Source organism: Klebsiella sp. P1954 (genome assembly GCF_018199955.1).
GTDB classification, from domain to species: domain Bacteria; phylum Pseudomonadota; class Gammaproteobacteria; order Enterobacterales; family Enterobacteriaceae; genus Klebsiella; species Klebsiella pneumoniae.
Map to the genome: position 1 here is coordinate 2025529 of NZ_CP073373.1, position 24984 is coordinate 2050512.

A 24984-nucleotide genomic window follows, 5' to 3' on the forward strand; every position below is an offset into this window, starting at 1 on the left:
GGGAATGACGACCCGAAACCGCAAACTGATTATGATTCGCCACGCTTATCGCCACTCTCCGGCAATAACTAATTCAAAAGCCAATAATCACCTACCTGTTTCGGTAGGGTATTACGCCAACGTGCAGAAAAATAAATTAGCAAAGGAATTAAAATGCCAGTTTCTGTGATGAGGTTAACAAATATAAATAAAGGGATAATTAAATTATTACCACAAATTGTGACGCTCATCATATTAATAACCGCTATCCCACAGCTGGCGAAATTAACCTGGCGCGTGGTATTCCCTGTGAGTCCTGAGGATATTTCCGCCCTACCGTTAACCATGCCTCCGGCGGCAGATCCGGAATTAAAAAATGTGCGGCCCGCATTTACCCTGTTTGGCCTGGCGGTGAAAAATAGCCCCACGCCAACGGATGCTGCCAGTCTCAATCAGGTGCCGGTTTCCAGCCTGAAGCTACGCCTGGCCGGGCTACTCGCCAGCAGCAACCCGGCGCGCTCCATCGCTATTATCGAAAAGGGAAATCAGCAGGTTAGCCTTAGCACGGGCGATCCCCTCCCAGGGTATGATGCGCGGATCGCCGCCATTCTGCCTGACCGGATCATCGTCAACTATCAGGGGCGCAAAGAGGCCATTTTATTATTTAACGACAGTCGCGCGCCGTCGCCGCCGCCCACCGCCGCGGGCAACCCGCCCCTCGTGAAGCGACTCCGCGAACAGCCGCAAAATATCCTCACTTATTTATCTATTTCGCCGGTACTCAGCGGCGACAAACTGCTGGGTTATCGGCTGAACCCAGGCAAAGACGCCTCGCTGTTTCGCCAGTCCGGCCTGCAGGCAAATGATTTGGCGATTGCCTTAAACGGCATCGATTTACGCGACCAGGAGCAAGCGCAACAGGCGCTGCAGAATCTGGCCGACATGACCGAAATAACGCTAACCGTTGAGCGGGAAGGCCAACGACACGATATTGCTTTCGCGCTGGGGGATGAATAATTGCCAACCATGAAACGCCTGCGAAAAATGCTGCCTGCGCTGCTGATATTAACCCCGCTGCTATTTTCTCCGGCCGCCGCGGAGGAATTTTCCGCCAGTTTTAAAGGCACCGATATCCAGGAATTTATCAATACCGTCAGCAAAAACCTGAATAAAACGGTGATTATCGATCCCAGCGTACGCGGCACTATCACCGTGCGCAGTTACGATATGCTCAATGAAGAACAATATTATCAATTCTTCCTCAGCGTGCTGGATGTATATGGCTTCGCCGTGATCAATATGAATAACGGCGTGCTAAAAGTGGTCCGCGCCAAAGACGCCAAGACCTCGGCCGTGCCGGTCGCCAGCGCGGCCGCGCCGGGCGAAGGCGATGAAGTGGTCACCCGGGTGGTGCCCCTGACCAACGTCGCCGCCCGCGATCTCGCCCCGCTGCTCCGCCAGCTGAACGATAACGCTGGCGCCGGCAGCGTGGTCCATTATGAGCCCTCCAACGTACTGCTGATGACCGGCCGCGCGGCGGTTATCAAACGCCTGCTGACCATTGTCGAGCGCGTCGACAACGCCGGGGATCGCAGCGTGGTGACCGTGCCCCTTTCCTGGGCCTCCGCCGCGGAAGTAGTCAAACTGGTTACCGAGCTTAATAAAGATACCAGCAAGTCGGCGCTGCCGGGCTCGATGGTGGCGAACGTGGTGGCCGATGAGCGCACCAACGCGGTACTGGTGAGCGGCGAACCAAACTCGCGCCAGCGCATCATCGCCATGATCAAACAGCTCGACCGCCAGCAGGCGGTACAGGGTAACACCAAAGTGATCTACCTGAAGTACGCCAAAGCCGCCGATCTGGTGGAGGTTCTGACCGGGATCAGCAGCTCGCTGCAGAGCGACAAGCAAAGCGCCAGGCCAGTGGCCGCGATCGACAAAAATATTATTATCAAAGCCCACGGCCAGACCAACGCCCTGATCGTCACCGCGGCGCCGGACGTGATGAACGATCTTGAGCGGGTGATCGCCCAGCTCGATATCCGCCGCCCGCAGGTGCTGGTGGAGGCGATTATTGCCGAAGTGCAGGATGCCGATGGCCTTAATCTCGGTATCCAGTGGGCAAACAAAAACGCCGGCATGACGCAGTTCACCAACAGCGGTTTGCCGATATCGACGGCTATCGCCGGTGCCAACCAGTACAACAAAGACGGTACCATCAGCAGCTCGCTGGCCAGCGCCCTCGGCTCGTTTAACGGTATCGCCGCCGGCTTCTATCAGGGGAACTGGGCGATGCTGCTCACCGCCCTCTCCAGCAGTACCAAGAACGATATTCTGGCCACCCCCAGCATCGTCACCCTCGATAACATGCAAGCCACTTTTAACGTCGGCCAGGAAGTTCCGGTATTAACCGGCTCGCAAACCACCTCCGGCGACAACATCTTCAATACCGTCGAGCGCAAAACCGTCGGCATTAAACTGAAGGTGAAGCCGCAGATTAACGAAGGCGATGCCGTGCTGCTGGAGATTGAGCAGGAGGTATCGAGCGTTGCCGACTCGGCCTCCAGCACCAGCAGCGATCTCGGGGCGACCTTCAATACCCGGACGGTGAATAACGCCGTGCTGGTCGGCAGCGGCGAAACGGTGGTGGTTGGCGGGCTGCTGGATAAAACCGTCACCGATACCGCTGACAAAGTGCCGCTGCTCGGGGATATCCCGGTGATCGGCGCCCTGTTCCGCTCCGACAGCAAGAAAGTGTCGAAACGCAACCTGATGCTGTTTATCCGCCCGACCATCATTCGCGATCGCGATGAGTACCGCCAGGCTTCTTCCGGCCAGTACACCGCCTTCAACAATGCGCAAACTAAACAGCGGGGTAAAGAAAGCAGCGAAGCGTCGCTCAGCAACGACCTGCTGCATATCTATCCGCAGCAGGAGACCCAGGCTTTCCGCCAGGTCAGCGCCGCCATTGACGCCTTCAATCTCGGAGGCCGCCCATGACGCCAGCCGCCGAACGCCGTCCGCTGTTGCCCTTCGCCTGGGCCCGCGCGCACCATCTTGTGCTGCTCAGCGACGGTGAACGCTGCGAAGCGCTGTGCCGCCCCGATACCGCCGCCCGGGCGCTGCTGGAAGCGCGCCGCCTGGCGGACGGCCCGATGCGCGTCAGCCGTCTGGCGCCGGACGCGTTCGAGAAAGTGCTGGTGCTCAGCTATCAGCGTGATTCGGCGGAGGCGCACCGCATGATGGCCGACATCGGCAACGAGCTCGACCTCTATACCCTCGCCGAAGAGCTGCCGGACACCGACGATCTGCTCGACAGCGAGGACGACGCGCCGATCATCCGCCTGATCAACGCCATGCTCACCGAGGCCATCAAAGAGAAAGCCTCGGATATTCATATCGAAACCTACGAGCGCCATCTGCAGATCCGCTTTCGCGTCGACGGCGTGCTGCGCGAAATTCTGCGCCCGCAGCGGCGGCTGGCCGCCCTGTTAATTTCGCGCATCAAGGTGATGGCCAGTCTGGACATTGCCGAAAAGCGGGTCCCTCAGGATGGCCGCATGGCGCTGCGCATCGGCGGGCGAGCAATCGACGTGCGCGTCTCCACCCTGCCCTCCAGCCACGGCGAACGCGTCGTCCTGCGTCTGCTGGACAAAAACAGCGTCAACCTGGATCTGCTGACGCTGGGCATGCCGCCCGCCCTGCTCGATCGGGTCGATGCGCTGATCGCCCGCCCGCACGGCATCATCCTGGTCACCGGTCCGACCGGCTCCGGGAAAAGCACGACGCTCTACGCCGCCCTCAGCCGCCTCGACGCCCGGGAGCGCAACATCATGACCATTGAAGATCCGGTGGAGTATGAGCTGGAGGGCATAGGCCAGACCCAGGTCAACGCCAAAGTCGAGATGACCTTCGCCCGCGGCCTGCGTGCCATCCTGCGCCAGGATCCGGACGTAGTGCTGGTGGGCGAAATCCGCGATGGCGAAACCGCCCAGATCGCCGTTCAGGCCTCGCTGACCGGGCACCTGGTGCTGTCGACCCTGCACACCAACAGCGCGCTGGGCGCCATTTCCCGTCTACAGGATATGGGCGTGGAACCTTTTTTACTCTCCACCTCGCTGCTGGCGGTGATGTCGCAGCGGCTGGTGCGCCAACTGTGCCCACACTGCCGTCAGCCCTGGCAGGCGGATGCCAACACCGCCCGGCAGATGGCGGTCCCGGTCGGCGCGCGGTTGTGGCAGCCCAAAGGCTGTCCGGAGTGTAATTTCATCGGCTATCGCGGGCGTACCGGGATCCATGAACTGCTGCTAATCGACGATCGCGTGCGCGCCGCCATCCACCGCGGCGAGAATGAGATCACCCTGATCCAGCAGCTGGGGCCAGCCTGGCAAACCCTGCGTCATGCCGGACGCGACAAAGCGCTGGCGGGGATCACCAGCTGGGAGGAGGTGATGCGGGTCACCGAACAGCAAACGACGGAAAGCGTCTAAGATGGCCCTGTTTCGCTATCAGGCGCTGGACGCGCAGGGCAAAACCCGCCGCGGCCTTCAGCAGGCCGACTCCGCCCGCCACGCCCGCCAGCTGCTGCGGGACAAGGGCTGGCTGGCGCTGGAAGTGACAACTGCCGACCCGGCGCGGCGACTGTGGGCCGGCGGATCCCTTACCCGGCGTACCAGCGCCGGTGATTTAGCCCTGCTCACCCGCCAGCTGGCGACTCTGGTTGCCGCCGGGATCCCGCTGGAAAAGGCGCTCGATGCCGTCGCCCAGCAGTGCGAAAAGCCGTCGCTAAGAACGTTAATGGCCGGGGTGCGCAGCAAAGTGCTCGAAGGCCACTCGCTGGCGGAGGCGATGCGCGGCTATCCCGCCTGCTTCGACGGGCTGTTCTGCGCCATGGTGGCGGCCGGCGAAACCTCCGGCCATCTCGACGGCGTACTGAACCGGCTTGCTGACTATACCGAGCAGCGCCAGCAGCTCCGCGCCCGCCTGCTGCAGGCGATGATCTACCCCATCGTACTGACGCTGGTCGCTATCAGCGTGATCGCCATTCTGCTCTCCACCGTAGTCCCGAAAGTCGTTGAGCAGTTTGTCCATCTTAAACAGGCCCTGCCCTTCTCTACCCGGCTGCTAATGAGCCTGAGCGACATCGTGCGCAGCGCGGGCCCCTGGCTGGCGCTGCTGTCGTTACTGGCGCTGCTGGCGCTGCGCTATCTGCTGCGCCAGCCCGCCCGGCGGCTCGCCTGGGACCGGGCGCTGCTGCGCCTGCCGGTCATCGGCCGCGTGGCCCGCAGCGTCAACAGCGCGCGCTACGCCCGCACCTTAAGCATTCTCAATGCCAGCGCAGTGCCGCTGCTGCTGTCGATGCGCATCAGCGCCGACGTCCTCAGCAACGCCTGGGCGCGCAGCCAGCTGGCGGCGGCCAGCGAATCGGTACGCGAAGGCGTCAGTCTGCATCGGGCGCTGGAATCCACCGCCCTGTTTCCGCCGATGATGCGCTACATGATCGCCAGCGGCGAACAGAGCGGCGAACTGACCGCCATGCTGGAGCGCGCGGCGGAGAACCAGGACCGGGAGCTGAGCGCGCAGATCCAGATGGCCCTCAGCCTGTTTGAGCCTCTGCTGGTGGTCACCATGGCCGGCATGGTGCTGTTTATCGTGCTGGCCATCCTGCAGCCGATCCTGCAACTGAACACCCTTATGAGTATGTAACTGTATTAATGGAGAAAACTATGCAACGGCAACGCGGTTTCACGTTACTGGAAATTATGGTGGTGATCGTCATTCTCGGCATTCTCGCCAGCCTGGTGGTGCCTAACCTGATGGGCAACAAGGAGAAAGCGGACCGCCAGAAGGTGGTCAGCGATCTGGTGGCGCTCGAGGGAGCGCTGGACATGTATAAACTCGACAACAGCCGCTACCCCAACACCGAACAGGGACTGCAGGCGCTGGTGACCGCCCCGGCCGCCGAGCCGCACGCCCGCAACTACCCGGAAGGCGGCTATATCCGCCGTCTGCCGCAGGACCCGTGGGGAAATGAGTATCAGCTGTTAAGCCCGGGTCAGCATGGCGCCATCGACGTCTTCAGCGTCGGCCCGGACGGGATGCCCGACACCAATGACGATATCGGCAACTGGACCCTCGGGAAGAAATAGTGTCTCAGCGCGGTTTCACCCTCCTGGAGATGATGCTGGTCCTGCTGCTGATCGGCGTCAGCGCCAGCATGGTGCTGCTGGCGTTTCCCTCCGCCCGCACCCAGGAGGCCACACAGATCCTGGCGCGCTTTCAGGCGCAACTGGATTTTGTCCGCGAGCGCGGGCAGCAAACCGGTCAGCTCTTCGGCATTATCATCCACCCTGAGCGCTGGCAGTTTATGCGCCTGCAACCTGCCGACGATAGCGCCCCGGCGGCGGCTGACGACCGGTGGGGCAACGCGCAGTGGCTGCCGCTGCAGGCCGGACGCGTCGCCACGGCGGAAACCCTCCCGCGGGCCAGGCTGACGCTGCGCTTTCCCGACGGCCAGGCGTGGACGCCGGGCGAGCAGCCCGACGTGCTTATTTTTCCCGGCGGTGAAGTCACGCCGTTTCAGCTGCGGATTGACGCCGCGATGGGCATCAACGTCGACGCCCAGGGCGACAGCCAGCCGCTGGCGGCGCGGGAGCAGCCATGAAGCGTGAAGCCGGAATGACGCTTATCGAAGTGATGGTCGCGCTGGTGATTTTCGCCCTCGCCGGCCTGGCGGTGATGCAGTCCACCCTGCAGCAGACGCGCCAGCTCGGGCGTATGGAAGAGAAAATCCTCGCCAGCTGGCTGGCGGATAACCAGCTGGTGCAGCTGCGGCTGGAGAAACGCTGGCCTGCCCTCAGCTGGTCTGAAACCACCGTGGAGGCCGCCGGGACGCGCTGGTTTGTCCGCTGGCAGGGAGTGGAAACCGCGCTGCCGCAGCTGCGGGCGCTGGACGTGGAGGTCCGGCGGCAAAAAAGCGATCCCGCGCCGCTGGCCACCCTGCGCACCTGGGTGACGCCGCCATGATAACGAAAATGCGCGGTTTCACTCTGATTGAAACGCTGCTGGCGCTGGCTATCCTCGCCGTCCTCAGCGCCGCCGCCGTGATGGTGCTGCAGAACGTCATCCGCGCCGATGGCCTGACCCGCGAGAAAAGCCAGCAGATCGCGGCCCTCCAGCGCGCCTTTCGCCAGATAGCCGACGATGTCACCCACATCATTCCCCGTCGCGCCAGAAACAGCGACACGTTTTTCTTCGCCGGACGTTTCCAGTTGCAGAGCGACGACTGGGGACTGGCCTTCAGCCGCAGCGGCTGGCCAAACCCGCTGGGGATCCTCCCGCGCTCGGAGATCCAGAACGTCAGCTACCGTCTGCGCCAGCAGCAGTTTGAACGTCTGAGCTTCGATCAACAGGATCCGCTGACCGGCAGCCAGCCGACGGTCCGGGTGCTGCTGCGCGAGGTCACGGCGTTTCGCCTGCGGTTTTACGCCGACGGGCGCTGGCAGGAAACCTGGGACCGCCCGCAGAGGCTGCCGCAGGGGCTGGAGATCACCCTGACGCTGGCGAACAGCGGGGAGATAACCCGCCTGTTTTTACTCACCCCGGGAGGCGGCCAGTGATAAATCGGCAACGCGGCGTCGCGCTCCTGATGGTGCTGTTCATCCTCGCCCTGATGATGATCCTCGCCAGCGCCATGACCGAGCGCACCGCGGTCATGTATCAGCATACCGCCGTGACCCTCGATAATTTGCAGGCCAGATGGTACGCCCTGGCGGCGGAAAACATGGCCGCCGCGCTGCTGCAACGCGATGCGCTGGACTCGCCCAGTCAAACGAATCTGGCGCAAACCTGGGCGCAGGAGGGGCGCCGTTTTACCCTCGACGATGGCGAAATCCGCGCCACGATCCGCGACGGGCACGCCTGCTTCAACCTCAATGCTATTGACCATCGCGCGGATGAGGCTGGCGACGGAACGCCCTACCCGACCGACGTCTTCGTTCGGCTGCTGGCGCTGCTCGGCGAGCCGCCGCTGCGCGCCAGCCAGATCGCCGCCGCCCTTGGCGACTGGACGGACAGCGACGGCCAGCCGCGGCTGAACGGGGCGGAGGACGAGGTCTATATGGCGCAAACCCCGGGCTATCTCGCCGCCAACCAGCCGATGCAGGATGTCAGCGAGTTGCGCCTGCTGGCCGGGATGGACGCCGCGCTCTATCAGCGCCTGCTCCCCTTCGTCTGCGTCCAGCCGGATGACGCGCTGCAGGTCAATGTCAACACCCTGCGCCCCTCCCAGGCCGCCCTGCTGGTGGCCCTCTTTCCCGGCGATCTGACGCTGCAGGAGGCGCAACAGCTGCTGCACAACCGCCCGCGAACCGGGTGGAGCAGCGTCGCCGCCTTTCTCGCGCAGCCGACGCTGCAGAAAACCGATACCACGCTTGCCCGTCCCTGGCTGACGGTGCACAGCGCACGCTTTATCGCCGCTTTTACCGTGGTGACTGGCAATCTCCGCTTTCAGCTGCACAGCGTCCTGCAACAATCGGGGCGCACGTTTACCGTCGTCCAGCGGCGATATGGACTCTCTATGGTGGTCGATGAACAAGATTAATGCTTCTCCCCAGGCCATGCTGATCGTGCGCCTCGCCGCCGCGCAGGCGCCGCTGCACTGGCAACTCTTCGCCCCCGGCGAGCCGCACCACGAGGCCAGCGGCCGGTGGCCGACTGACGACGCCAGCCCTTTCCCGGCGCTGGCTGAGCAGTACCCGGCCTGGGTGCTGATCCCGGCCAGCGACTGCGCGTTTCACTCGCTCACCCTACCGGCGGGCCTGCGTAAACCGCCGCTGCAGGTGGCCCCGTTTCTGCTGGAAGAGCAGCTGGCAGACGATGTGGAAGCCACCCATTTTGCTCTGCTCCACCGCCAGCAGGCCCAGTGCGAGATCGTCGCCGTACAGCGGCAAAAAATGCGCGACTGGCTGGCGCGCTGCGAATCGCTCTCCTTACAGCCCCTGGCGTTGACGCCCGACGTGCTGGCCCTGCCCTGGCAACCGCCGGCGTGGAGCGCGGTGCAGGTGGACGAGCAGTGGCTGATCCGCCACCAGCCGTGGGGCGGCATGGCGGCGGAAAACGTCTGGCTGACGGAGCTGCTGCAGAGCGAGGCGGAAGAGCACGTCATCGACAGCTATTCGCCGCCGCCCGCGGCGCCGGGCGTCTGGCGGGAGCAGCCTGCGCAGACATTGCTGACACTTGCCGCACGCCATCCGGCAGCGCAGAAACTCAGTCTGCTGCAGGGGGAGTTCGCCGTCCGGCGGCGGTCTGCGCAGGCGAGCTGGCGTCCGGCGCGGTATGCCGCGCTGGCTCTGGCGTTACTGGCAGGGGCAAACAGCGTGCTGGACCATCGCGATCTGGCGCGTCAGGCCGAGGCGGCGCAACAGGCCAGCCGGGCCTTCTATCACCGCTGGTTTCCGACGGAGAAAAAGGTGATTAACCCGCGACTGCAGATGCAGCAGCACCTGCAAACCCTCACCCGTCAGGCGCAGCATGCCCCCCTCGTCGACCGCCTCAGCGCCTTGCAAAACATCCTCAGCGAAACGCCGGGGATCCGTCTGCGAGCGCTGAGCTGGGATGCCGCGGGCAATCGTCTGCAGCTGGATATCGCCGCGGTCTCTTCCCGGGCGCTGGAGCAGTTTACCCAGCGGGCGCAGCCGCGGTTTCGCGTCCGGCCGGGCGACATGATCACGAAACCGGATAGCATTGAGGGACAACTGACGCTGGAGGAAAACGATGGCTAATCTGCTTATCTGGTGGCGGCAGCGCACGCCGTCGGAGCAGCGCCTGTTGCTTGGTCTGACAGGGCTGCTGGCGGCATGCGCCTTCTGGTATGGGCTGTGGCAGCCCTGGCGAGCCCGCGAGGCGCAGTGGCGGCAAACCCTGGTGAAAGAGCAGGCCAGCCTGCGCTGGATGACGGAGCAGGCTCCGCGCCTGCAGCAGCTCAGCCAGCAGCCCGCGCCGGCGGCAAAAGAGGCGCTCACCGCGCTGGTGATGCGCGAGGCGGCGAGCCACGGACTGACGGTCGTCCGCCTGCAGCCGCAGGGAAAACGTCTGCAGATCACCCTTCAGCCCTGCGCTTTCCAGGCGCTGATCGACTGGCTGGACGCTCCGGCGATGCGCGGCGTCAACGCGATCTCGCTGTCCGTGACCGGGCAGCCATCGCGGCCCGGCTGGGTCACGGTCAACCATCTGCTGCTGGAGCGCGACGATGAAGGCTAACTGGATCGCGGGCGGACTGCTGCTGGTCCTCTATCTGTTGTGGCTCACCGCCACCGCTCCGGCGCGCCTGCTGGCTCCCATGCTGCCGCCCGGCGTACAGGTGGGGCAATTTAGCGGCAGCGTCTGGCGCGGCGCGGCGCAACCGGTCTACTGGCATGGGGAACGGCTTGAACGACTGGCGTGGTCGCTGACCCTGGCGGGCTGGCAGGTCTCTCTCAGCGATCCCCGCGGCGTGATGGGTCAGGCCCGGCTGTGGGGCCTTCGCGATCTGCGCCTACAGGAGGGGCGGCTCACCGCCCCCGCCAGCCTGCTCAGCCGCTGGTTGATGTCGACTATGCCCGTCAAGGCCGCGGGGGAGGTCACCTTCAGCCTGACCGAAGGGCGGTTCAGCGACGGACGCTGCCGGCATATCATCGCCGGAGGCGCGCAGTGGCGGCAGGCCCGACTGCACTCTCCGGTCGGCAGCCTGGAGCTGGCCCAGGTTAATGGCACCTTCCGCTGTACGGAGGACGGCGCCGTGGCGCTGACTCTCCGTCAGGACTCTCATCAGCTGAGCCTCAGCGGCCAGGGGACTCTGTCGCCCGATGGCCGCTATCTGTTTCGCGGCACGCTACAGCCCCGGCAGGGGATGCCGCCGCTGCTGGCGCTGCTGGTCACGCGCCCGACAGCGAATAACGCCCCGGGCCCGACGCCGTGGCAGCTGCAGGGAAAATGGTTACCACAGGAGCAAAAATGACGACACTAGCCGCGTTATCGCTGCACTTTCCCTTTGTCTGGTATGGCTTTCTACTGCTGTTCGGCCTGGCGCTGGGCAGCTTTTACAATGTGGTGATCTATCGTCTGCCGCGCATGTTGACCCAGACCGCGGACGACGAGCGGATAACCCTCAGCACCCCGGGCTCTTCATGCCCGCAGTGCCGCCAGCCGATCGCCTGGCGGGACAATATCCCGCTGCTCAGTTTCCTCTGGCTGGGCCGTCGCGCCCGCTGCTGTCAGGCGCCCATCGCGTGGAGCTATCCGCTGACCGAGCTGGCCACCGGCCTGCTGTTTATCCTCGCCGGAGCTTTGCTGGCGCCGGGCCTGCCGCTGGCGGGCGGCCTGGTGCTGCTCTCGTTCCTGCTGATACTGGCGCGGATTGACGCCCGGACCCAGCTGCTGCCCGATCGCCTGACTCTGCCCCTGCTGTGGGCCGGGCTGCTGTTCAATCTTAACGAGGTGTACATTGCCCTGCCGGATGCGGTCGCCGGGGCGATGGCCGGTTATCTGGCGCTGTGGTCGGTCTACTGGCTGTTCCGCCTGCTGACCGGGAAAGAGGCGCTGGGCTATGGCGATTTTAAGCTGCTGGCGGCGCTGGGCGCCTGGTGCGGCTGGCAGGTTCTGCCGCAGGTGCTGTTGCTCGCTTCGGCCAGCGGGCTGGTGTGGACCCTACTGCAACGCCTGTGGACCCGGCAGTCGCTGCAGCAGCCGCTGGCCTTCGGCCCCTGGCTGGCGCTGGCCGGCGGGGGTATTTTTCTCTGGCAGCAGATGGTCTAGCGTTTGCGATCCGACTGGCCGGGCAGGATGCCGCCCGGCAGCGGCGGCTACGAGTATTTTTTGCTGCGGCGGGTCGGGGCGGCGTTGGCCGGATCGTCCGGCCAGACGTGCTTCGGATAGCGTCCCTTCATCTCTTTCTGCACCTCGCGGTAGCTCCCTTGCCAGAAGGCGCTCAGATCGCGGGTGATCTGCAGCGGACGCTGGGCAGGCGACAGCAGCTCCAGCACCAGCGGCACCCGCCCCTCGGCGATCACCGGCGTCGTGGCCTCGCCGAACATCTCCTGCATACGCACCGCCAGCGCTGGCGGGTTCTCCGCATGGTATCGGATCGCCAGGCGGCTGCCGGTCGGCACGGTATAGTGCGTCGGCAGCTCGCGATCCAGCTTCTGGCGCAGCGGCCATGGCAGCCAGTCCTGTAGCGCCTGACGCAGATCCAGCGCCTTCAGCGCCCGCAGGGAATGAACGCCGTTCATCTGCGGCAGCAGCCATGTCTCCAGCGAGGCCAGCAGCGAAGCGTCATCCACTGCGGGCCATGCCTCTTCCGGCAGCCACTGCGCCGCACAGTGCAGCCGCAGGCGCAGCTGCTCAGCCTCTGGCGTCCAGTTGAGCACCCCGAGGCCTTTCTCACGAATACCGTTGAGCATCGCCTGATGCAGCTCTGCCTCAGAGGGCTTCGCCAGCGGCTGGGTCTTGATCACCAACTGGCCGATCACCGTCCGCCGCCAGGCTTTCAGCGTCCCCTGCGCTTCATCCCACTCCACCGTGTCGGAACTTTTCGCCAGTTCAGGGCGGGCGGCGATCAGCTCGCCGATTTCCACTGGCAGAGCCAACAGCATGCGGGCATCCGGCGAAGCGCTGCCCTGCAGCAGCAGCGGAGCGATAAGCCATTCATGACGGCCCAGCGCGTCGTCGGCGTCCAGCATCGCGCCCATGCCGTTCGCCAGCTGGTAGCGCCCCTCCTGACCGCGGCGGCGGGCGATGCGATCGGCGAAGGCCGACGCCAGCAGCCCCGCCATTAGCCCGGCATCGGGCTGGCCGCCGCGGCGGGCCAGGCGTTTCATCAGCTGCTGCGCTCGCTGCTGCCAGTTGGCCTGCTGACGGGAAAAGACGGCCCCCAAATCCACCAGTCCGCCGCGCGGCGGCTCCTCGAGGATCGCCGCCAGCTTTGCCGCTGTCGCCGCCTCGTCATCGGTCTGCGCGGCGGCCAGCATCGCCGCCAGCCGCGGCTCGTTGCCAAGCGCTGCCATTTTGCGGCCAAACGCCGACAGCCGCTCGCCGTCCAGCGCCGACAGCGCCTCCAGCAGGCGACGCGCGGCGGCCAGATTGACCGCGGGCGGCTGATCCAGCCAGGCCAGCGCGGCCGGATCGTGGCAGCCCCACTGCAGCAGCTCCAGCAACAGCGCCGACAGATCGCTGTGCAGGATCTCCGGCTCGCTCTGCGCCGCCGCCCGTTCCGCCTGTTCTTTGCCGAGCAAATGCAGGCAGATCCCCGGGGAGAGACGACCGGCGCGTCCGGCACGCTGCGTCATCGATGCCTGGCTGATGCGCTGCGTCACCAGCCGGGTCAGGCCGGTGCGCGGGTCAAAGCGGGCGACCCGCTCCTGGGCGCTGTCGACCACCAGGCGGATCCCCTCGATGGTCAAACTGGTCTCGGCAATATTGGTGGCCAGCACCACTTTGCGCTTCCCGGCCGGCGCCGGGAGGATCGCTTTGCGCTGTTCGCTTAAGGGCAACGCGCCATACAGCGGGCAGAGAATGACATCCTCCGCCACGCGCTCCGTCAGCTGTTCCAGAACGCGCTGGATCTCGCCGACGCCGGGCAGAAACAGCAGCATCGATCCCTGTTCATGCCGCAGGAGCTCCGCCGCCGCTACCGCCACAGCCTCATCAAAACGCTGGTGCGCGGAGAGCGGGCTGAAGCGACGCTCCACCGGATAAGCGCGCCCCTCCGAGACCACCACCGGCGCCTCCGGCAGCAGACGCTGCAGGCGATCGTTATCGAGGGTCGCCGACATGATCAGCAGCTTGAGATCGTCACGTAACCCCTGCTGGACGTCGAGCAGCAGGGCCAGGGCCAGATCCGCCTGCAGGCTGCGCTCGTGAAACTCATCGAGGATCACCAGCCCCACGCCCGTCAGCTCCGGATCGCGCTGGATCATGCGCGTCAGGATCCCCTCCGTAACCACCTCCAGGCGGGTCTGCGGTCCGACGCAGGTTTCGGCGCGCATGCGGAAACCCACGGTCTCCCCCGGCTTTTCGCCAAGCAGTTCAGCCAGCCGCTGCGCGACATTACGCGCCGCCAGGCGCCTCGGCTCGAGCAGGATAATGCGTCCCGCGATGTTGCCCTCGGCGAGGATCTGCAGCGGCAGCCAGGTCGACTTCCCGGCGCCGGTCGGCGCGTTGAGCAAAACCTGCGGCGCATGCTGCAGGGCGGATAACAGTTCTGGAAGGACAGCGGCAACCGGCAATGAGGACACAAAAGGCTCCGGGGGTTAACATTCAGGGGTTCGCATTGTAGCATCCCCCTAATTCATTACCGAGTCTCTATCATGTCTGAGCCGAAAAGGCTGTTTTTTGCGCTTGAACTGCCGTCTGCCGTCCAGAAGCAGATTGTCCAGTGGCGGGCAACGCACTTCCCCGAAGATGCCGGCAGGCCCGTCGCGGCGGATAATCTTCATCTGACGCTGGCGTTTCTCGGCGAGGTGAGCGCGGAAAAACAGCGGGCGCTGGCCGCTCTCGCTGGCCGGCTGCGCCAGCCGGGCTTTACCCTGACGCTGGACGATGCCGGACAGTGGCTACGTTCGCGAGTGGTGTGGCTCGGAACCCGCCAGCCGCCGCGCGGCCTGCTGCAGCTCGCCAGCATGTTGCGCGCTCAGGCGGCGCGCAGCGGCTGCTATCAGAGCCCGCAGCCGTTTCACCCGCATATTACCCTGTGGCGCGATGCTCGCCAGGCGGTGCCGATCCCGGCCCCCGGCTTTCGCTGGACATTTCCGGTGAACGAGTTCGTGCTCTATGAGTCCAGCTTTAGCCGTGGGCGCACGCGCTACACGGCGCTGGAACGTTATCCGTTTGATAAGGAAAGTTGATGCAGTTTGATCCGCCGTTGCAGCCCGCCATTTTGCTTAAACGTTACAAACGATTTCTTGCTGACGTGGTCACCCCCGATGGCCGCGAGCTGACGCTCCACTGCCCGAATACCGGGGCGATGACCGGCTGCGCCGCCCCGGGCGACACCGTCTGGTATTCCACCTCAGACAATGCGAAGCGCAAATATGCCCACTCCTGGGAATTAACTGAAACCCAGCAGGGCGCAGTTATTTGCGTCAATACGCTGCGCGCGAATTCTTTGGCGAAAGAGGCGATTTCCGCCGGAATAATTCCTGAACTTTCAGGCTATAACCAGCTGAAAAGCGAAGTGAAATATGGCGAAGAGAATAGCCGTATCGATATTATGTTACAGGCAGATGACCGACAAAACTGCTATATTGAAGTGAAATCGGTTACGTTGGCGGAGAAAGAATACGGTTATTTTCCCGATGCGGTGACCACGCGCGGTCAGAAGCATCTGCGGGAACTGATGGCCGTCGCGGCAAATGGCGACCGCGCGGTGATTTTATTTGCCGTCCTGCATTCGGCAATTGACCGTTTTTCTCCCGCGCATCATATTGATGCCAGATACGCACAGCTGTTAACAGAAGCCCAGGACAAGGGGGTGGAAATTCTCGCCTGGAAAGCGGAACTTTCTACGACGAGGATGACTCTGAATAAGCCGATCGCCGTGGTGTTAAACCCCGGTAAATAAGTGGCTAAATAGTGTTCGGGTCGCAAGCGCGAATACGCTTTTCTTCACAGGGTTGTCAAGTGTAACGTTTAGATAATTGCTATCCGGAAAAGCATCTGCTATTTATAGCGGCCTGATTTTCCCCCACATGGGGATCGATAGTGCGTGTTAAGGAGAAGCAACATGCAAGAAGGGCAAAACCGTAAAACATCGTCCCTGAGTATTCTCGCCATCGCTGGGGTGGAGCCGTACCAAGAGAAACCGGGCGAAGAGTATATGAACGAAGCCCAGCTGGCGCACTTCAAGCGTATTCTTGAAGCATGGCGTAATCAACTCAGGGATGAAGTGGATCGCACCGTATCGCACATGCAGGATGAAGCAGCTAACTTCCCGGACCCGGTAGACCGTGCCGCCCAGGAAGAAGAGTTCAGCCTGGAACTGCGTAACCGCGACCGCGAACGTAAACTGATCAAAAAGATCGAGAAAACGCTGAAAAAAGTTGAAGACGAAGACTTCGGCTACTGCGAATCCTGCGGCGTGGAGATCGGCATTCGCCGTCTGGAAGCGCGTCCGACAGCGGATCTGTGCATTGACTGCAAAACCCTGGCGGAAATTCGCGAAAAACAGATGGCGGGCTAATCCCCTGCTGCCTCACTCTCTGGCGGGAGTCTCTCCCGCCTGGTTCTGTTGTCCGTACCATGACTGACTCACGCTATATAGGGCGCTTCGCCCCCTCCCCCTCCGGCGAACTCCACTTCGGCTCTCTGATCGCCGCGCTCGGCAGCTACCTGCAAGCCCGCGCGAACCAGGGCATCTGGCGTGTTCGTATTGAAGATATCGACCCGCCGCGCGAAGTCCCCGGTGCCGCCGATACCATCCTGCGCCAGCTTGACCACTACGGTCTGCACTGGGATGGCGACGTGCTGTGGCAGTCGCAACGGCACGAAGCCTACCGCGAGGCGCTGACGTGGCTGGGCGAGCAAGGGCTGAGCTATTACTGCACTTGCACCCGCGCGCGGATCCACGCCGTGGGCGGGATCTACGACGGCCACTGCCGCGACCTCGGGCTGGGGGCGGAAAACGCCGCGCTGCGCCTGCGCCAAACCCGTCCGGTGCTGCAGTTTAGCGACCGTCTGCGCGGCACGCTCATCGCCAATGAGCCGCTGGCGCGTGAGGATTTTATTATCCACCGTCGCGACGGGCTGTTCGCCTACAACCTGGCGGTGGTGGTCGACGACCACTTTCAGGGGATCACCGAGATTGTCCGCGGCGCAGACCTGATTGAGCCGACGGTGCGGCAGATTTCGCTGTATCAGCATTTTGGCTGGCAGGCGCCGGATTACCTCCATCTGCCGCTGGCTCTCAATGGCGACGGCAATAAACTCTCTAAACAAAACCACGCGCCGGCGCTGCCGGAAGGCGATCCGCGCCCCGAAATCGTCCGGGCGCTCCGCTTTCTGAATCAGGCGATCCCCGAGGAGTGGCAGGCCCTGAGCATCGATGATTTACTCGCCCAGGCCGTCGCCAACTGGCAGCCGGCGAAAATCGAGCATTCTCAAATGGCTCCCGCTGAGCTATGATTAGCCGCTATTTTTACACTGTACAGTTGATCTGAAGTCCGTCTGACACTACGAGGTGCACCATTTTTACCCGAGTCGCTAATTTTTGCCGTAAGGTGCTAAGCCGTGAGGAGCGCGAGGCAGAAGCCGCCGTCGAACCAACGCCTATGACGGTGATCCCGCGTGAGCAGCATGCTATTTCCCGCAAAGATATCAGTGAAAACGCCCTCAAGGTCATGTACCGCCTCAACAAGGCGGGCTACGAATCCTGGCTGGTCGGCGGCGGCGTCCGCGACCTGCTGCTTGGCAAAAAGCCAAAAGATTTTGACGTTACCACCAACGCCACGCCGGATCAGGTACGCAAGCTGTTCCGCAACTGCCGTCTGGTTGGGCGACGTTTCCGCCTGGCGCATGTGATGTTCGGGCCGGAAATCATTGAGGTCGCCACCTTCCGTGGCCATCACGAAGGGCATACCACCGATCGCGTCACCTCCCAGCGGGGCCAGAACGGCATGCTGCTGCGCGACAACATCTTCGGCTCGATCGAGGAGGATGCCCAGCGTCGCGACTTCACTATCAACAGCCTCTATTACAGCGTGGCGGACTTTACCGTTCGCGACTACGTCGGCGGCATGAAGGATCTGCAGGACGGCGTGATCCGTCTGATCGGCAATCCGGAAACCCGCTATCGCGAGGATCCAGTGCGCATGCTGCGCGCGGTGCGCTTTGCTGCCAAGCTCAATATGACCATCAGCCCGGAAACGGCTGAACCGCTGCCGCGCCTGGCCGCCCTGCTCCACGATGTGCCTCCGGCGCGTCTGTTCGAAGAAGTGCTCAAGCTGCTGCAGGCCGGGTATGGCTACCAGACCTACATGCTGCTGCGGGAATACAGCCTGTTCCAGCCGCTGTTCCCGACCATCACCCGCTACTTTACCGAGCGCGGCGACAGCCCGATGGAGCGGATCATCAGCCAGGTGCTGAAGAATACCGATACCCGCATTCATAACGATATGCGCGTCAATCCGGCCTTCCTCTTCGCGGTGATGTTTTGGTATCCGCTGCTGGAGACGGCGCAAAAAATCGCTCAGGAGAGCGGCCTGGCGTACTACGACGCCTTCGCCCTGGCGATGAACGATGTGCTGGACGAAGCCTGCCGTACGCTGGCGATCCCTAAGCGCATCACCACCCTTATTCGTGATATCTGGCAGCTGCAGCTGCGCATGTCCCGTCGTCAGGGCAAACGCGCCTGGAAGCTGATGGAGCATCCGAAATTCCGCGCCGCCTATGACCTGCTGGAGCTACGCGCCGGCGCCGAGAACAACCACGAACTGCAGCGCCTGACCAAATGGTGGGGCGAATTCCAGGTCGCCGCGCCGCCGGCGCAAAAAGATATGCTCAACGACCTCGGGGACGATCCGGCGCCGCGCCGTCGTCACCGTCGTCCGCGCAAGCGCGCGCCGCGCCAGGGTAGCGCATGACTCTGGTCTATATCGCTCTTGGCAGCAACCTTGCTTCTCCACTGGAGCAGGTACAGGCGGCTATCCGCGCCCTGGGCGAAATTCCGCACAGCCGCGTGGTCGCCGTCTCTTCGTTCTACCGCACGCCGCCGCTGGGCCCGCAGGATCAGCCGGACTATCTCAACGCCGCCGTTGCGCTGGAAACCGCCCTGCCCCCCGAGACGCTGCTCGATCATACTCAGCGCATCGAACTGCAGCAGGGGCGAGTGCGCAAAGCCGAACGCTGGGGGCCGCGCACGCTGGACCTCGATATCATGCTGTTTGGCGATGCTGTCATTAACAGCGAGCGCCTGACCGTTCCGCACTACGATATGAAAAACCGCGGCTTTATGCTCTGGCCGCTGTTCGAGATCGCCCCGGACCTTCACTTTCCTGACGGCCCGGCGCTGCGCGCCGTGCTGGATAATCTCGGCGCGGCAAAGCCCGCCAGCTGGTAATCCCCTCTTCCTTTTTTAGCATTTGCGGCGATCGTCGTAATCGGTTGCCCAAAATCATTGCCCCTCTGAATGCTGCTGTTAGAATGCCGGTTAATATGACTTTCATCATCAGGAAATGTTATGAAACCGACCACCATTGCCCTGCTGCAGAAATGCAAACAGGAAAAGAAGCGCTTTGCCACCATTACCGCCTACGATCACAGCTTCGCGAAGCTGTTCGCCGATGAAGGCATAAATGTGCTGCTGGTAGGCGACTCGCTGGGAATGACGGTGCAGGGTCACGACTCCACCCTGCCGGTTACCGTGGAAGATATCGCCTATCACACCCGCGCCGTCCGCCGCGGCGCGCCAAACAGCCTGCTGCTTGCCGACCTGCCGTTCATGGCCTATGCCACCCCCGAGCAGACCTTTGCAAATGCCGCCATCGTGATGCGCGCTGGCGCCAATATGGTCAAACTCGAGGGCGGCGCCTGGCTGGCCGACACCGTGAGGATGCTGGCGGAGCGCGCGGTGCCGGTTTGCGGCCATCTTGGCCTGACGCCGCAGTCGGTGAACGTATTCGGTGGGTATAAAGTGCAGGGTCGCGGCGATGCGGCGCAGACCCTGTTTGAAGACGCGTTAGCGCTGGAGGCGGCGGGTGCGCAGCTGTTGGTCCTGGAGTGCGTGCCGGTTGAACTGGCGAAGCGCATCACCGACGCTCTGACCATTCCAGTGATCGGCATCGGCGCGGGCAATGTCACCGACGGGCAAATCCTCGTGATGCATGACGCTTTCGGCATTACCGGCGGCCACATTCCTAAATTTGCCAAGAATTTCCTTGCCGAAGCGGGCGACATCCGCGCCGCGGTGCGGCAGTATATTGCCGAAGTCGAATCCGGAGTCTATCCGGGCGAAGAACACAGTTTCCATTAAGGAGTCTTGTTGTGCTGATTATTGAATCCGTACTGCTGCTGCGGCAGCATATCCGCCGTCTGCGTCAGGAGGGTAAGCGTATCGCGTTGGTCCCGACGATGGGCAACCTGCATGATGGTCATATGAAGCTGGTTGATGAAGCCAAAGCCAGTGCGGACGTGGTGGTGGTCAGTATTTTCGTCAATCCGATGCAGTTTGACCGCGTCGACGACCTGGCGCGCTACCCGCGCACCTTACAGGATGATTGCGAAAAGCTGAACAAACGTCATGTCGACTTTGTCTTCGCGCCGACGCCGGCGGAAGTGTACCCCCAGGGTACTGAAGGCCAGACCTACGTCGACGTTCCGGGATTATCCACCATGCTCGAAGGCGCCAGCCGCCCGGGCCATTTCCGCGGCGTGTCGACCATCGTCAGTAAGCTGTTCAACCTTGTTCAACCAGACGTCGCCTGCTTCGGCGAGAAAGACTTCCAGCAGTTGGCGCTGATCCGCAAGATGGTCGCCGATATGGGCTACGACATTGAGATCATCGGCGTGCCGATCGTCCGCGCGAAAGATGGCCTGGCGCTGAGTTCGCGTAACGGCTACCTGACCGCCGACCAGCGCAAAATCGCGCCTGGTCTGTATAAAGTGCTGAGCGCGGTGGCGGAAAAGCTGGCCGCCGGCGATCGGCAGCTCGATGAGATCATCGCTATCGCTGAACAGGAGCTGAATGAGAAAGGCTTCCGCGCCGACGACATTCAGATCCGCGATGCCGACACCCTGCTTGAGCTGACCGATGCCAGCCAGCGCGCGGTGATCCTGATGGCCGCCTGGCTGGGGCAGGCTCGCCTGATCGACAACCGGATCGTCACGCTCGCTCAGTAGACAGCGGGTAAAAATCGGGCAATACTGCCCGGGCTTTTCTCAGGGCGGGCGCCGTGTCCGCTCTGCTACATTAAGGTTGAAGGGTAGAAGTTATGATGCGTAATATGCTGCAGGGCAAGCTCCACCGCGTAAAAGTCACGCAGGCGGACCTGCACTATGAAGGTTCTTGCGCCATTGACCAGGACTTCCTGGATGCGGCCGGTATTCTGGAGAATGAAACTATTCACCTCTGGAACGTCACCAACGGCAACCGTTTCTCCACCTACGCCATTGCCGCCGAGCGGGGCTCCCGGATCATCTCCGTTAACGGCGCCGCCGCGCACTGCGCCAGCGTCGGCGATATTTTGATCATCGCCAGCTTCGTTACCATGTCGGACGAAGAGGCGCGCAGCTGGCAGCCTAACATCGCCTACTTCGAAGGCGACAACGAAATGAAGCGCCAGGCGAAAGCTATTCCGGTACAGGTCGCCTGATGGCCGCGACGCTGCGCTCAGGCGCAGCGTCGGTATTACCCCTGCGGCTGGTTACTGATCAGCCGCGACATCGTCTCCAGCGAATCCGTGCGTAAGATATATAACCGCTTTAACAGAAACGGATTGTCCCCCGGCTTCACCTTCCCACGCACCGTCGTTACCGCCATATGAAACCCGGCGTCATTCGCCGCCTGCACCGCCGTAGCGTTATAGCCGCCGAAGGGATAGGAAAGGTAGAGAACGTGCGGATTAAACTGGCTCAGCGCCCGGCGCGAGCGGGCGAAATCAAACAGAATATTATGGTAATTGCGACTGAATAAAATCGGCCGCCGGCCGGCGTCAACCCGATGCAGGAAGTGAGTATGCGACTGAATATCAAAGACGTCCTGGATCTGGCGTAGCTCGGAAATGCTCATAAACTGCAGGGATTTCGGATCCCACTTCTGCGGATGGCGCTTAATACGCGAGGAGATAATAAACGCGGTGGCATGGAAACCGTACTGTTTCAGCACCGGATAGGCGTAGCGGTTCACCGATTTCAAGCCATCATCGAAAGTGATCGCCACCGCCCGCGCCGGGAGATTGATTTTATTACGCACATAGCCTTCCAGCTGATACAGGGTCAGCGTGGTATAGCCCTGATCGCGCAGCCAGGTCATCTGATTCGTGAAGGCGCGAACCGAGGTGGTGGTCGACGTATGACGAAAACGGGTGTTCTCTTCATCGCGCAGAATATGGTGATAGGTCAGCACGGGAATACCGTGATCCTCCTGCGCGTCCAGACTACTGACCCACGCCAGCCGGTCGCCAATGCGGATCTGAAACCAGGTCTGATTGAGCCGGTCCTTCAGCTTGCTGAGGATCGGATAGCGCAGATTGTTGGCCAGCGTGCCGAACGGCGCGCTGCTTACCGAGGGAGCGTCATAGAGCGGTGTATCTTTCCAGGTGAGTAAATTTTGGTTACTCAGCGGTTTATTAAGATCCCCCAAACGGTCCTCCACCCGCTGCTTGCCCTGCACCGGCTCGAGATGCCCTTTATCAATAAACCCGGTGCCAAAGCCGAAACGAAACTCATAGTAGTCAGCCGCCGTCGGGACGACTGCGAGGATCTGCCCGGCACGAACATTGCCGACGCTGACCACATGGTTTCCCACCTGCGCCCAGATGACCGCGTCTTCGGTGGTTTGCATATAGCGCACAGCCTTTCCCTGCTGGCTAAGCAGGCTGGCGGAGGCGCTGAGTGAGGTCAGGAAAAGAAGCAGGGTCAAAAATCGGGCAAGCATACGCATCAAACCGTTATACCATCAACGGCGGTTATTGTAACAAAAGCGGTATCTGTCCCGCTGCTTAATTTCCCCAGGCATCATGGCGCAACCGGAACGGGGGGTTCTTCTGCTGCTGATGCCACAGGCTGCTCACCATCGGCCCGCCCGCGCTGACGATCGCCTGGCGAAACGCCACGCTGCTTAACGTGCCTCGCAGGAGATACATTCGCTCAAGGAGTGGATAGCTGACGCCGGAGATCACTTCGCAGTGGGTATGTTTGTGGCTCATCAGCGCCGCGGCCCGATAAGGCGCCGCACCGGTTTTGTCAGTGAGAAAAATGACCCCGTCCCCGGAGTCGGTGGCATGCAGCGCATCGCACATCATCCGGCTCAACATATTACTGCTGAGATTGCGCCAGTAATTGACCGCCCGGCACTGGGCCAGCGGACCAAACTTTTGTTCAAGACGATCCAGCATCTCCTGCGCCAGCTCATCGTGACAGGTAATGACCCATCCGAGCATGCTTCCCTCCTTAGCCAGCGAATAATGTAGCAAGGTGAAGATGACGTATCGGTGATGGGAGTCAAAGATAAGCGGTTAGCGCTTCGCATATTTACTTCAGGAAGCGCTAACCATGATGAGTATCAGCTACGCAGGCCGCGACCGCGCTGAATTAACGACCAGCACAGCAGATAGAAGGCGACAATGAACACCACCAGCACGGCGAAGGTGGTCGCCAGCGGGACGTCGTTGATACCGAGGAAGCCGAAGCGAAAACCGCTGATCATGTAGACGATGGGGTTCAGATGCGACAGCCCCTGCCAGAACGGCGGCAGCAGGGTCAGCGAGTAGAACACCCCGCCGAGATAGGTCAGCGGCGTCAGCACAAAGGTCGGGATCAGGCTAATGTCATCGAAGGTCTTGGCAAACACTGCGTTCAGCAGCCCGGCCAGCGAGAACAGCACCGCGGTGAGGAGCAGCGTCAGGGCGACAAACAGCCAGGAGTGAACCTGGAACGGCACAAAGAATAGCGACACCGCGGTCACCAGGATACCTACGCACAGTCCTCGCGCTACCCCGCCGCCCACGTAGCCGGCGATAATCACATGCGTCGGCACTGGCGCCACCAGCAGCTCTTCAATATTGCGCTGAAACTTGGCGCTGAAGAAGGATGAGGCGACGTTGGCGTAAGCGTTAGTGATCACCGCCATCATGATCAGGCCTGGGACGATAAACTGCATATAGGTAAAACCATGCATCTCACCAATACGCGAGCCGATCAGGTTGCCAAAGATCACGAAATACAGGGTCATGGTGATCACCGGCGGCACCAGCGTCTGTACCCAGATGCGCATAAAACGGTGGATCTCTTTGGTCCAGATGCTTTTCAGCGCGACCCAATAAAGCTGCATCATGCTGATTCTCCTTTTCGCTCATGCACCAGCGTGACAAACAGCTCTTCCAGACGGTTGGCTTTGTTACGCATACTCAGTACCTGCACCCCCTGGGCGCTCAGCTGCGCGAAGACGCTGTTAATTCCCTGCTCACGCAGAACCTCCACTTCCAGCGTCGAGGTATCGACCAGCTGGTACTGGTAGCCTTCGAGCTTCGGCACCGGGCTTTTTGGCGCGAGGTCAAGAATAAAGGTCTCTGACTTCAGCTTCGACAGCAGCGCTTTCATCGAGGTGTTTTCCACCAGCTCGCCGTGCTGGATGATGCCGATGTTGCGACATAGCATTTCGGCCTCTTCGAGATAGTGGGTGGTCAGGATAATGGTGGTTCCGCGATCGTTGAGATCCTTGAGAAAGCCCCACATCGAGCGACGCAGTTCAATATCGACGCCGGCGGTCGGTTCGTCGAGGATCAGCAGCTTCGGCTCATGCATCAACGCGCGGGCGATCATCAGGCGACGCTTCATCCCGCCGGAGAGCATCCTCGCGCGTTCGTTGCGTTTTTCCCACAGGTCGAGCTGTTTTAAATACTTTTCACTGCGGGAAAGGGCTTCTTTACGCTCAACGCCGTAGTAGCCCGCCTGGTTAACGACGATCTGCTGCACGGTTTCGAACGGGTTGAAGTTAAACTCCTGCGGCACCAGGCCAAGCTGGCGCTTGGCATTGACGACGTCTTTCTCCAGATCGTAGCCAAAGACATTGACCTGACCAGAGGTTTTGTTCACCAGCGAGCTGATGATGCCGATGGTCGTGGATTTTCCGGCCCCGTTCGGGCCCAGCAGGGCATAAAAATCCCCCGCTTCGACCTGCAGGTCGATCCCCCGCAGCGCCTGAACCCCGCCGGGATAGGTTTTTTTGAGCTGTTTTAATTCCAGAGCAATGGTCATTAAATATCTCTTCTCGTGTCGTGACACGTCATTAACCCGCCTGACTCACGTTTGCGCTGGACC

Annotated in this window: 28 protein-coding genes; 23 read left to right on the forward strand and 5 right to left on the reverse strand. The window is 61.9% G+C overall.

Features of this window, described 5'->3' with window-relative positions; all coding sequences use genetic code 11:
- Positions 1-31: 31 nt before the first annotated feature.
- The 14 genes from KB890_RS09835 to KB890_RS09900 are packed head-to-tail and all read left to right on the forward strand — an operon-like array spanning position 32 to position 11772.
- Positions 32-169 (forward strand): hypothetical protein, encoded by a 138-nt coding sequence (locus KB890_RS09835; protein ID WP_020324418.1) that lies wholly within the window; start codon positions 32-34, stop codon positions 167-169.
- Positions 154-996: a type II secretion system protein GspC gene (gene gspC / locus KB890_RS09840; protein WP_004177377.1), complete on the forward strand. Its 843-nt coding sequence runs from the start codon at positions 154-156 to the stop codon at positions 994-996. The genes KB890_RS09835 and gspC overlap by 16 nt, the downstream gene beginning before the upstream one ends.
- Positions 997-1005: 9 nt before the next feature.
- On the forward strand, positions 1006-2979 hold the full coding sequence (pulD, locus tag KB890_RS09845; protein WP_004194880.1) for a GspD family T2SS secretin variant PulD: 1974 nt from the start codon (positions 1006-1008) through the stop codon (positions 2977-2979).
- Positions 2976-4469, forward strand: a complete 1494-nt coding sequence (gene gspE, locus KB890_RS09850) for a type II secretion system ATPase GspE (protein WP_004145888.1) — start codon at positions 2976-2978, stop codon at positions 4467-4469. The genes pulD and gspE overlap by 4 nt, the downstream gene beginning before the upstream one ends.
- A 1-nt stretch (position 4470) precedes the next feature.
- Positions 4471-5685, forward strand: a complete 1215-nt coding sequence (gspF, locus tag KB890_RS09855; RefSeq protein ID WP_004177382.1) for a type II secretion system inner membrane protein GspF — start codon at positions 4471-4473, stop codon at positions 5683-5685.
- Between the two features lie 20 nt (positions 5686-5705).
- Entirely contained in the window at positions 5706-6128 is a 423-nt protein-coding gene (gene gspG / locus KB890_RS09860) for a type II secretion system major pseudopilin GspG (RefSeq protein ID WP_002889054.1), read from the forward strand.
- A complete protein-coding gene (gene gspH, locus KB890_RS09865) occupies positions 6128-6643 on the forward strand; it encodes a type II secretion system minor pseudopilin GspH (protein WP_004194939.1) in 516 nt (171 codons plus the stop codon). Before gspG ends, gspH begins: the two co-directional genes overlap by 1 nt.
- The gene (gene gspI / locus KB890_RS09870) at positions 6640-7005 is read left to right on the forward strand and encodes a type II secretion system minor pseudopilin GspI (RefSeq protein WP_002889025.1); all 366 of its coding nucleotides are present in this window, start codon (positions 6640-6642) and stop codon (positions 7003-7005) included. Before gspH ends, gspI begins: the two co-directional genes overlap by 4 nt.
- Positions 7002-7598: a type II secretion system minor pseudopilin GspJ gene (gspJ, locus tag KB890_RS09875; RefSeq protein ID WP_004178612.1), complete on the forward strand. Its 597-nt coding sequence runs from the start codon at positions 7002-7004 to the stop codon at positions 7596-7598. The genes gspI and gspJ overlap by 4 nt, the downstream gene beginning before the upstream one ends.
- Positions 7595-8581 (forward strand): type II secretion system minor pseudopilin GspK, encoded by a 987-nt coding sequence (gene gspK / locus KB890_RS09880; RefSeq protein ID WP_004178610.1) that lies wholly within the window; start codon positions 7595-7597, stop codon positions 8579-8581. Before gspJ ends, gspK begins: the two co-directional genes overlap by 4 nt.
- Complete coding sequence (gspL, locus tag KB890_RS09885) at positions 8568-9761, forward strand: type II secretion system protein GspL (protein ID WP_004194919.1); 1194 nt, start codon at positions 8568-8570, stop codon at positions 9759-9761. The genes gspK and gspL overlap by 14 nt, the downstream gene beginning before the upstream one ends.
- Positions 9754-10239, forward strand: a complete 486-nt coding sequence (locus KB890_RS09890; protein ID WP_004145896.1) for a type II secretion system protein M — start codon at positions 9754-9756, stop codon at positions 10237-10239. The genes gspL and KB890_RS09890 overlap by 8 nt, the downstream gene beginning before the upstream one ends.
- On the forward strand, positions 10229-10975 hold the full coding sequence (locus tag KB890_RS09895) for a type II secretion system protein N (RefSeq protein ID WP_004178605.1): 747 nt from the start codon (positions 10229-10231) through the stop codon (positions 10973-10975). Before KB890_RS09890 ends, KB890_RS09895 begins: the two co-directional genes overlap by 11 nt.
- Positions 10972-11772: a prepilin peptidase gene (locus KB890_RS09900; protein ID WP_004145898.1), complete on the forward strand. Its 801-nt coding sequence runs from the start codon at positions 10972-10974 to the stop codon at positions 11770-11772. Before KB890_RS09895 ends, KB890_RS09900 begins: the two co-directional genes overlap by 4 nt.
- 47 nt (positions 11773-11819) lie before the next feature.
- On the opposite strand, the gene hrpB is transcribed toward KB890_RS09900, so the two are convergent.
- The gene (gene hrpB, locus KB890_RS09905) at positions 11820-14249 is read right to left on the reverse strand and encodes an ATP-dependent helicase HrpB (protein ID WP_004177388.1); all 2430 of its coding nucleotides are present in this window, start codon (positions 14247-14249) and stop codon (positions 11820-11822) included.
- Between the two features lie 72 nt (positions 14250-14321).
- Here hrpB and thpR point away from each other — a divergent pair, with 72 nt between their 5' ends.
- From thpR to panD, 9 genes are all read left to right on the forward strand, one after another.
- The gene (thpR, locus tag KB890_RS09910; RefSeq protein ID WP_004177389.1) at positions 14322-14858 is read left to right on the forward strand and encodes an RNA 2',3'-cyclic phosphodiesterase; all 537 of its coding nucleotides are present in this window, start codon (positions 14322-14324) and stop codon (positions 14856-14858) included.
- Complete coding sequence (sfsA, locus tag KB890_RS09915; protein ID WP_020324420.1) at positions 14858-15574, forward strand: DNA/RNA nuclease SfsA; 717 nt, start codon at positions 14858-14860, stop codon at positions 15572-15574. The genes thpR and sfsA overlap by 1 nt, the downstream gene beginning before the upstream one ends.
- Positions 15575-15736: 162 nt before the next feature.
- Positions 15737-16192 (forward strand): RNA polymerase-binding protein DksA, encoded by a 456-nt coding sequence (dksA, locus tag KB890_RS09920; protein ID WP_002888845.1) that lies wholly within the window; start codon positions 15737-15739, stop codon positions 16190-16192.
- 59 nt (positions 16193-16251) lie between these two features.
- A complete protein-coding gene (gene gluQRS / locus KB890_RS09925) occupies positions 16252-17133 on the forward strand; it encodes a tRNA glutamyl-Q(34) synthetase GluQRS (RefSeq protein ID WP_004145903.1) in 882 nt (293 codons plus the stop codon).
- Positions 17134-17195: 62 nt separating this feature from the next.
- On the forward strand, positions 17196-18590 hold the full coding sequence (gene pcnB, locus KB890_RS09930) for a polynucleotide adenylyltransferase PcnB (RefSeq protein ID WP_071526609.1): 1395 nt from the start codon (positions 17196-17198) through the stop codon (positions 18588-18590).
- The gene (folK, locus tag KB890_RS09935) at positions 18587-19066 is read left to right on the forward strand and encodes a 2-amino-4-hydroxy-6-hydroxymethyldihydropteridine diphosphokinase (protein ID WP_009485787.1); all 480 of its coding nucleotides are present in this window, start codon (positions 18587-18589) and stop codon (positions 19064-19066) included. The genes pcnB and folK overlap by 4 nt, the downstream gene beginning before the upstream one ends.
- A 120-nt stretch (positions 19067-19186) precedes the next feature.
- Positions 19187-19978 (forward strand): 3-methyl-2-oxobutanoate hydroxymethyltransferase, encoded by a 792-nt coding sequence (panB, locus tag KB890_RS09940; protein ID WP_002888841.1) that lies wholly within the window; start codon positions 19187-19189, stop codon positions 19976-19978.
- An 11-nt stretch (positions 19979-19989) separates the two neighbouring features.
- A complete protein-coding gene (gene panC / locus KB890_RS09945; protein WP_002888835.1) occupies positions 19990-20844 on the forward strand; it encodes a pantoate--beta-alanine ligase in 855 nt (284 codons plus the stop codon).
- Between the two features lie 92 nt (positions 20845-20936).
- Positions 20937-21317 (forward strand): aspartate 1-decarboxylase, encoded by a 381-nt coding sequence (gene panD, locus KB890_RS09950; RefSeq protein WP_002888834.1) that lies wholly within the window; start codon positions 20937-20939, stop codon positions 21315-21317.
- Between the two features lie 35 nt (positions 21318-21352).
- Here the strand turns inward: panD and KB890_RS09955 are convergent, their stop codons facing one another.
- The 4 genes from KB890_RS09955 to KB890_RS09970 form a co-directional block, all read right to left on the reverse strand.
- Positions 21353-22606: a polysaccharide deacetylase family protein gene (locus KB890_RS09955; RefSeq protein ID WP_004145907.1), complete on the reverse strand. Its 1254-nt coding sequence runs from the start codon at positions 22604-22606 to the stop codon at positions 21353-21355.
- A 58-nt stretch (positions 22607-22664) separates the two neighbouring features.
- Entirely contained in the window at positions 22665-23105 is a 441-nt protein-coding gene (locus tag KB890_RS09960) for a PTS sugar transporter subunit IIA (RefSeq protein WP_004177394.1), read from the reverse strand.
- A gap of 122 nt (positions 23106-23227) precedes the next feature.
- On the reverse strand, positions 23228-23998 hold the full coding sequence (locus KB890_RS09965) for an ABC transporter permease (RefSeq protein ID WP_002888827.1): 771 nt from the start codon (positions 23996-23998) through the stop codon (positions 23228-23230).
- Positions 23995-24921 carry an ABC transporter ATP-binding protein gene (locus KB890_RS09970; protein ID WP_002888823.1) on the reverse strand — a complete coding sequence of 309 codons (927 nt, stop codon included), beginning with the start codon at positions 24919-24921 and terminating at the stop codon, positions 23995-23997. Before KB890_RS09970 ends, KB890_RS09965 begins: the two co-directional genes overlap by 4 nt.
- Positions 24922-24984: the final 63 nt, after the last annotated feature.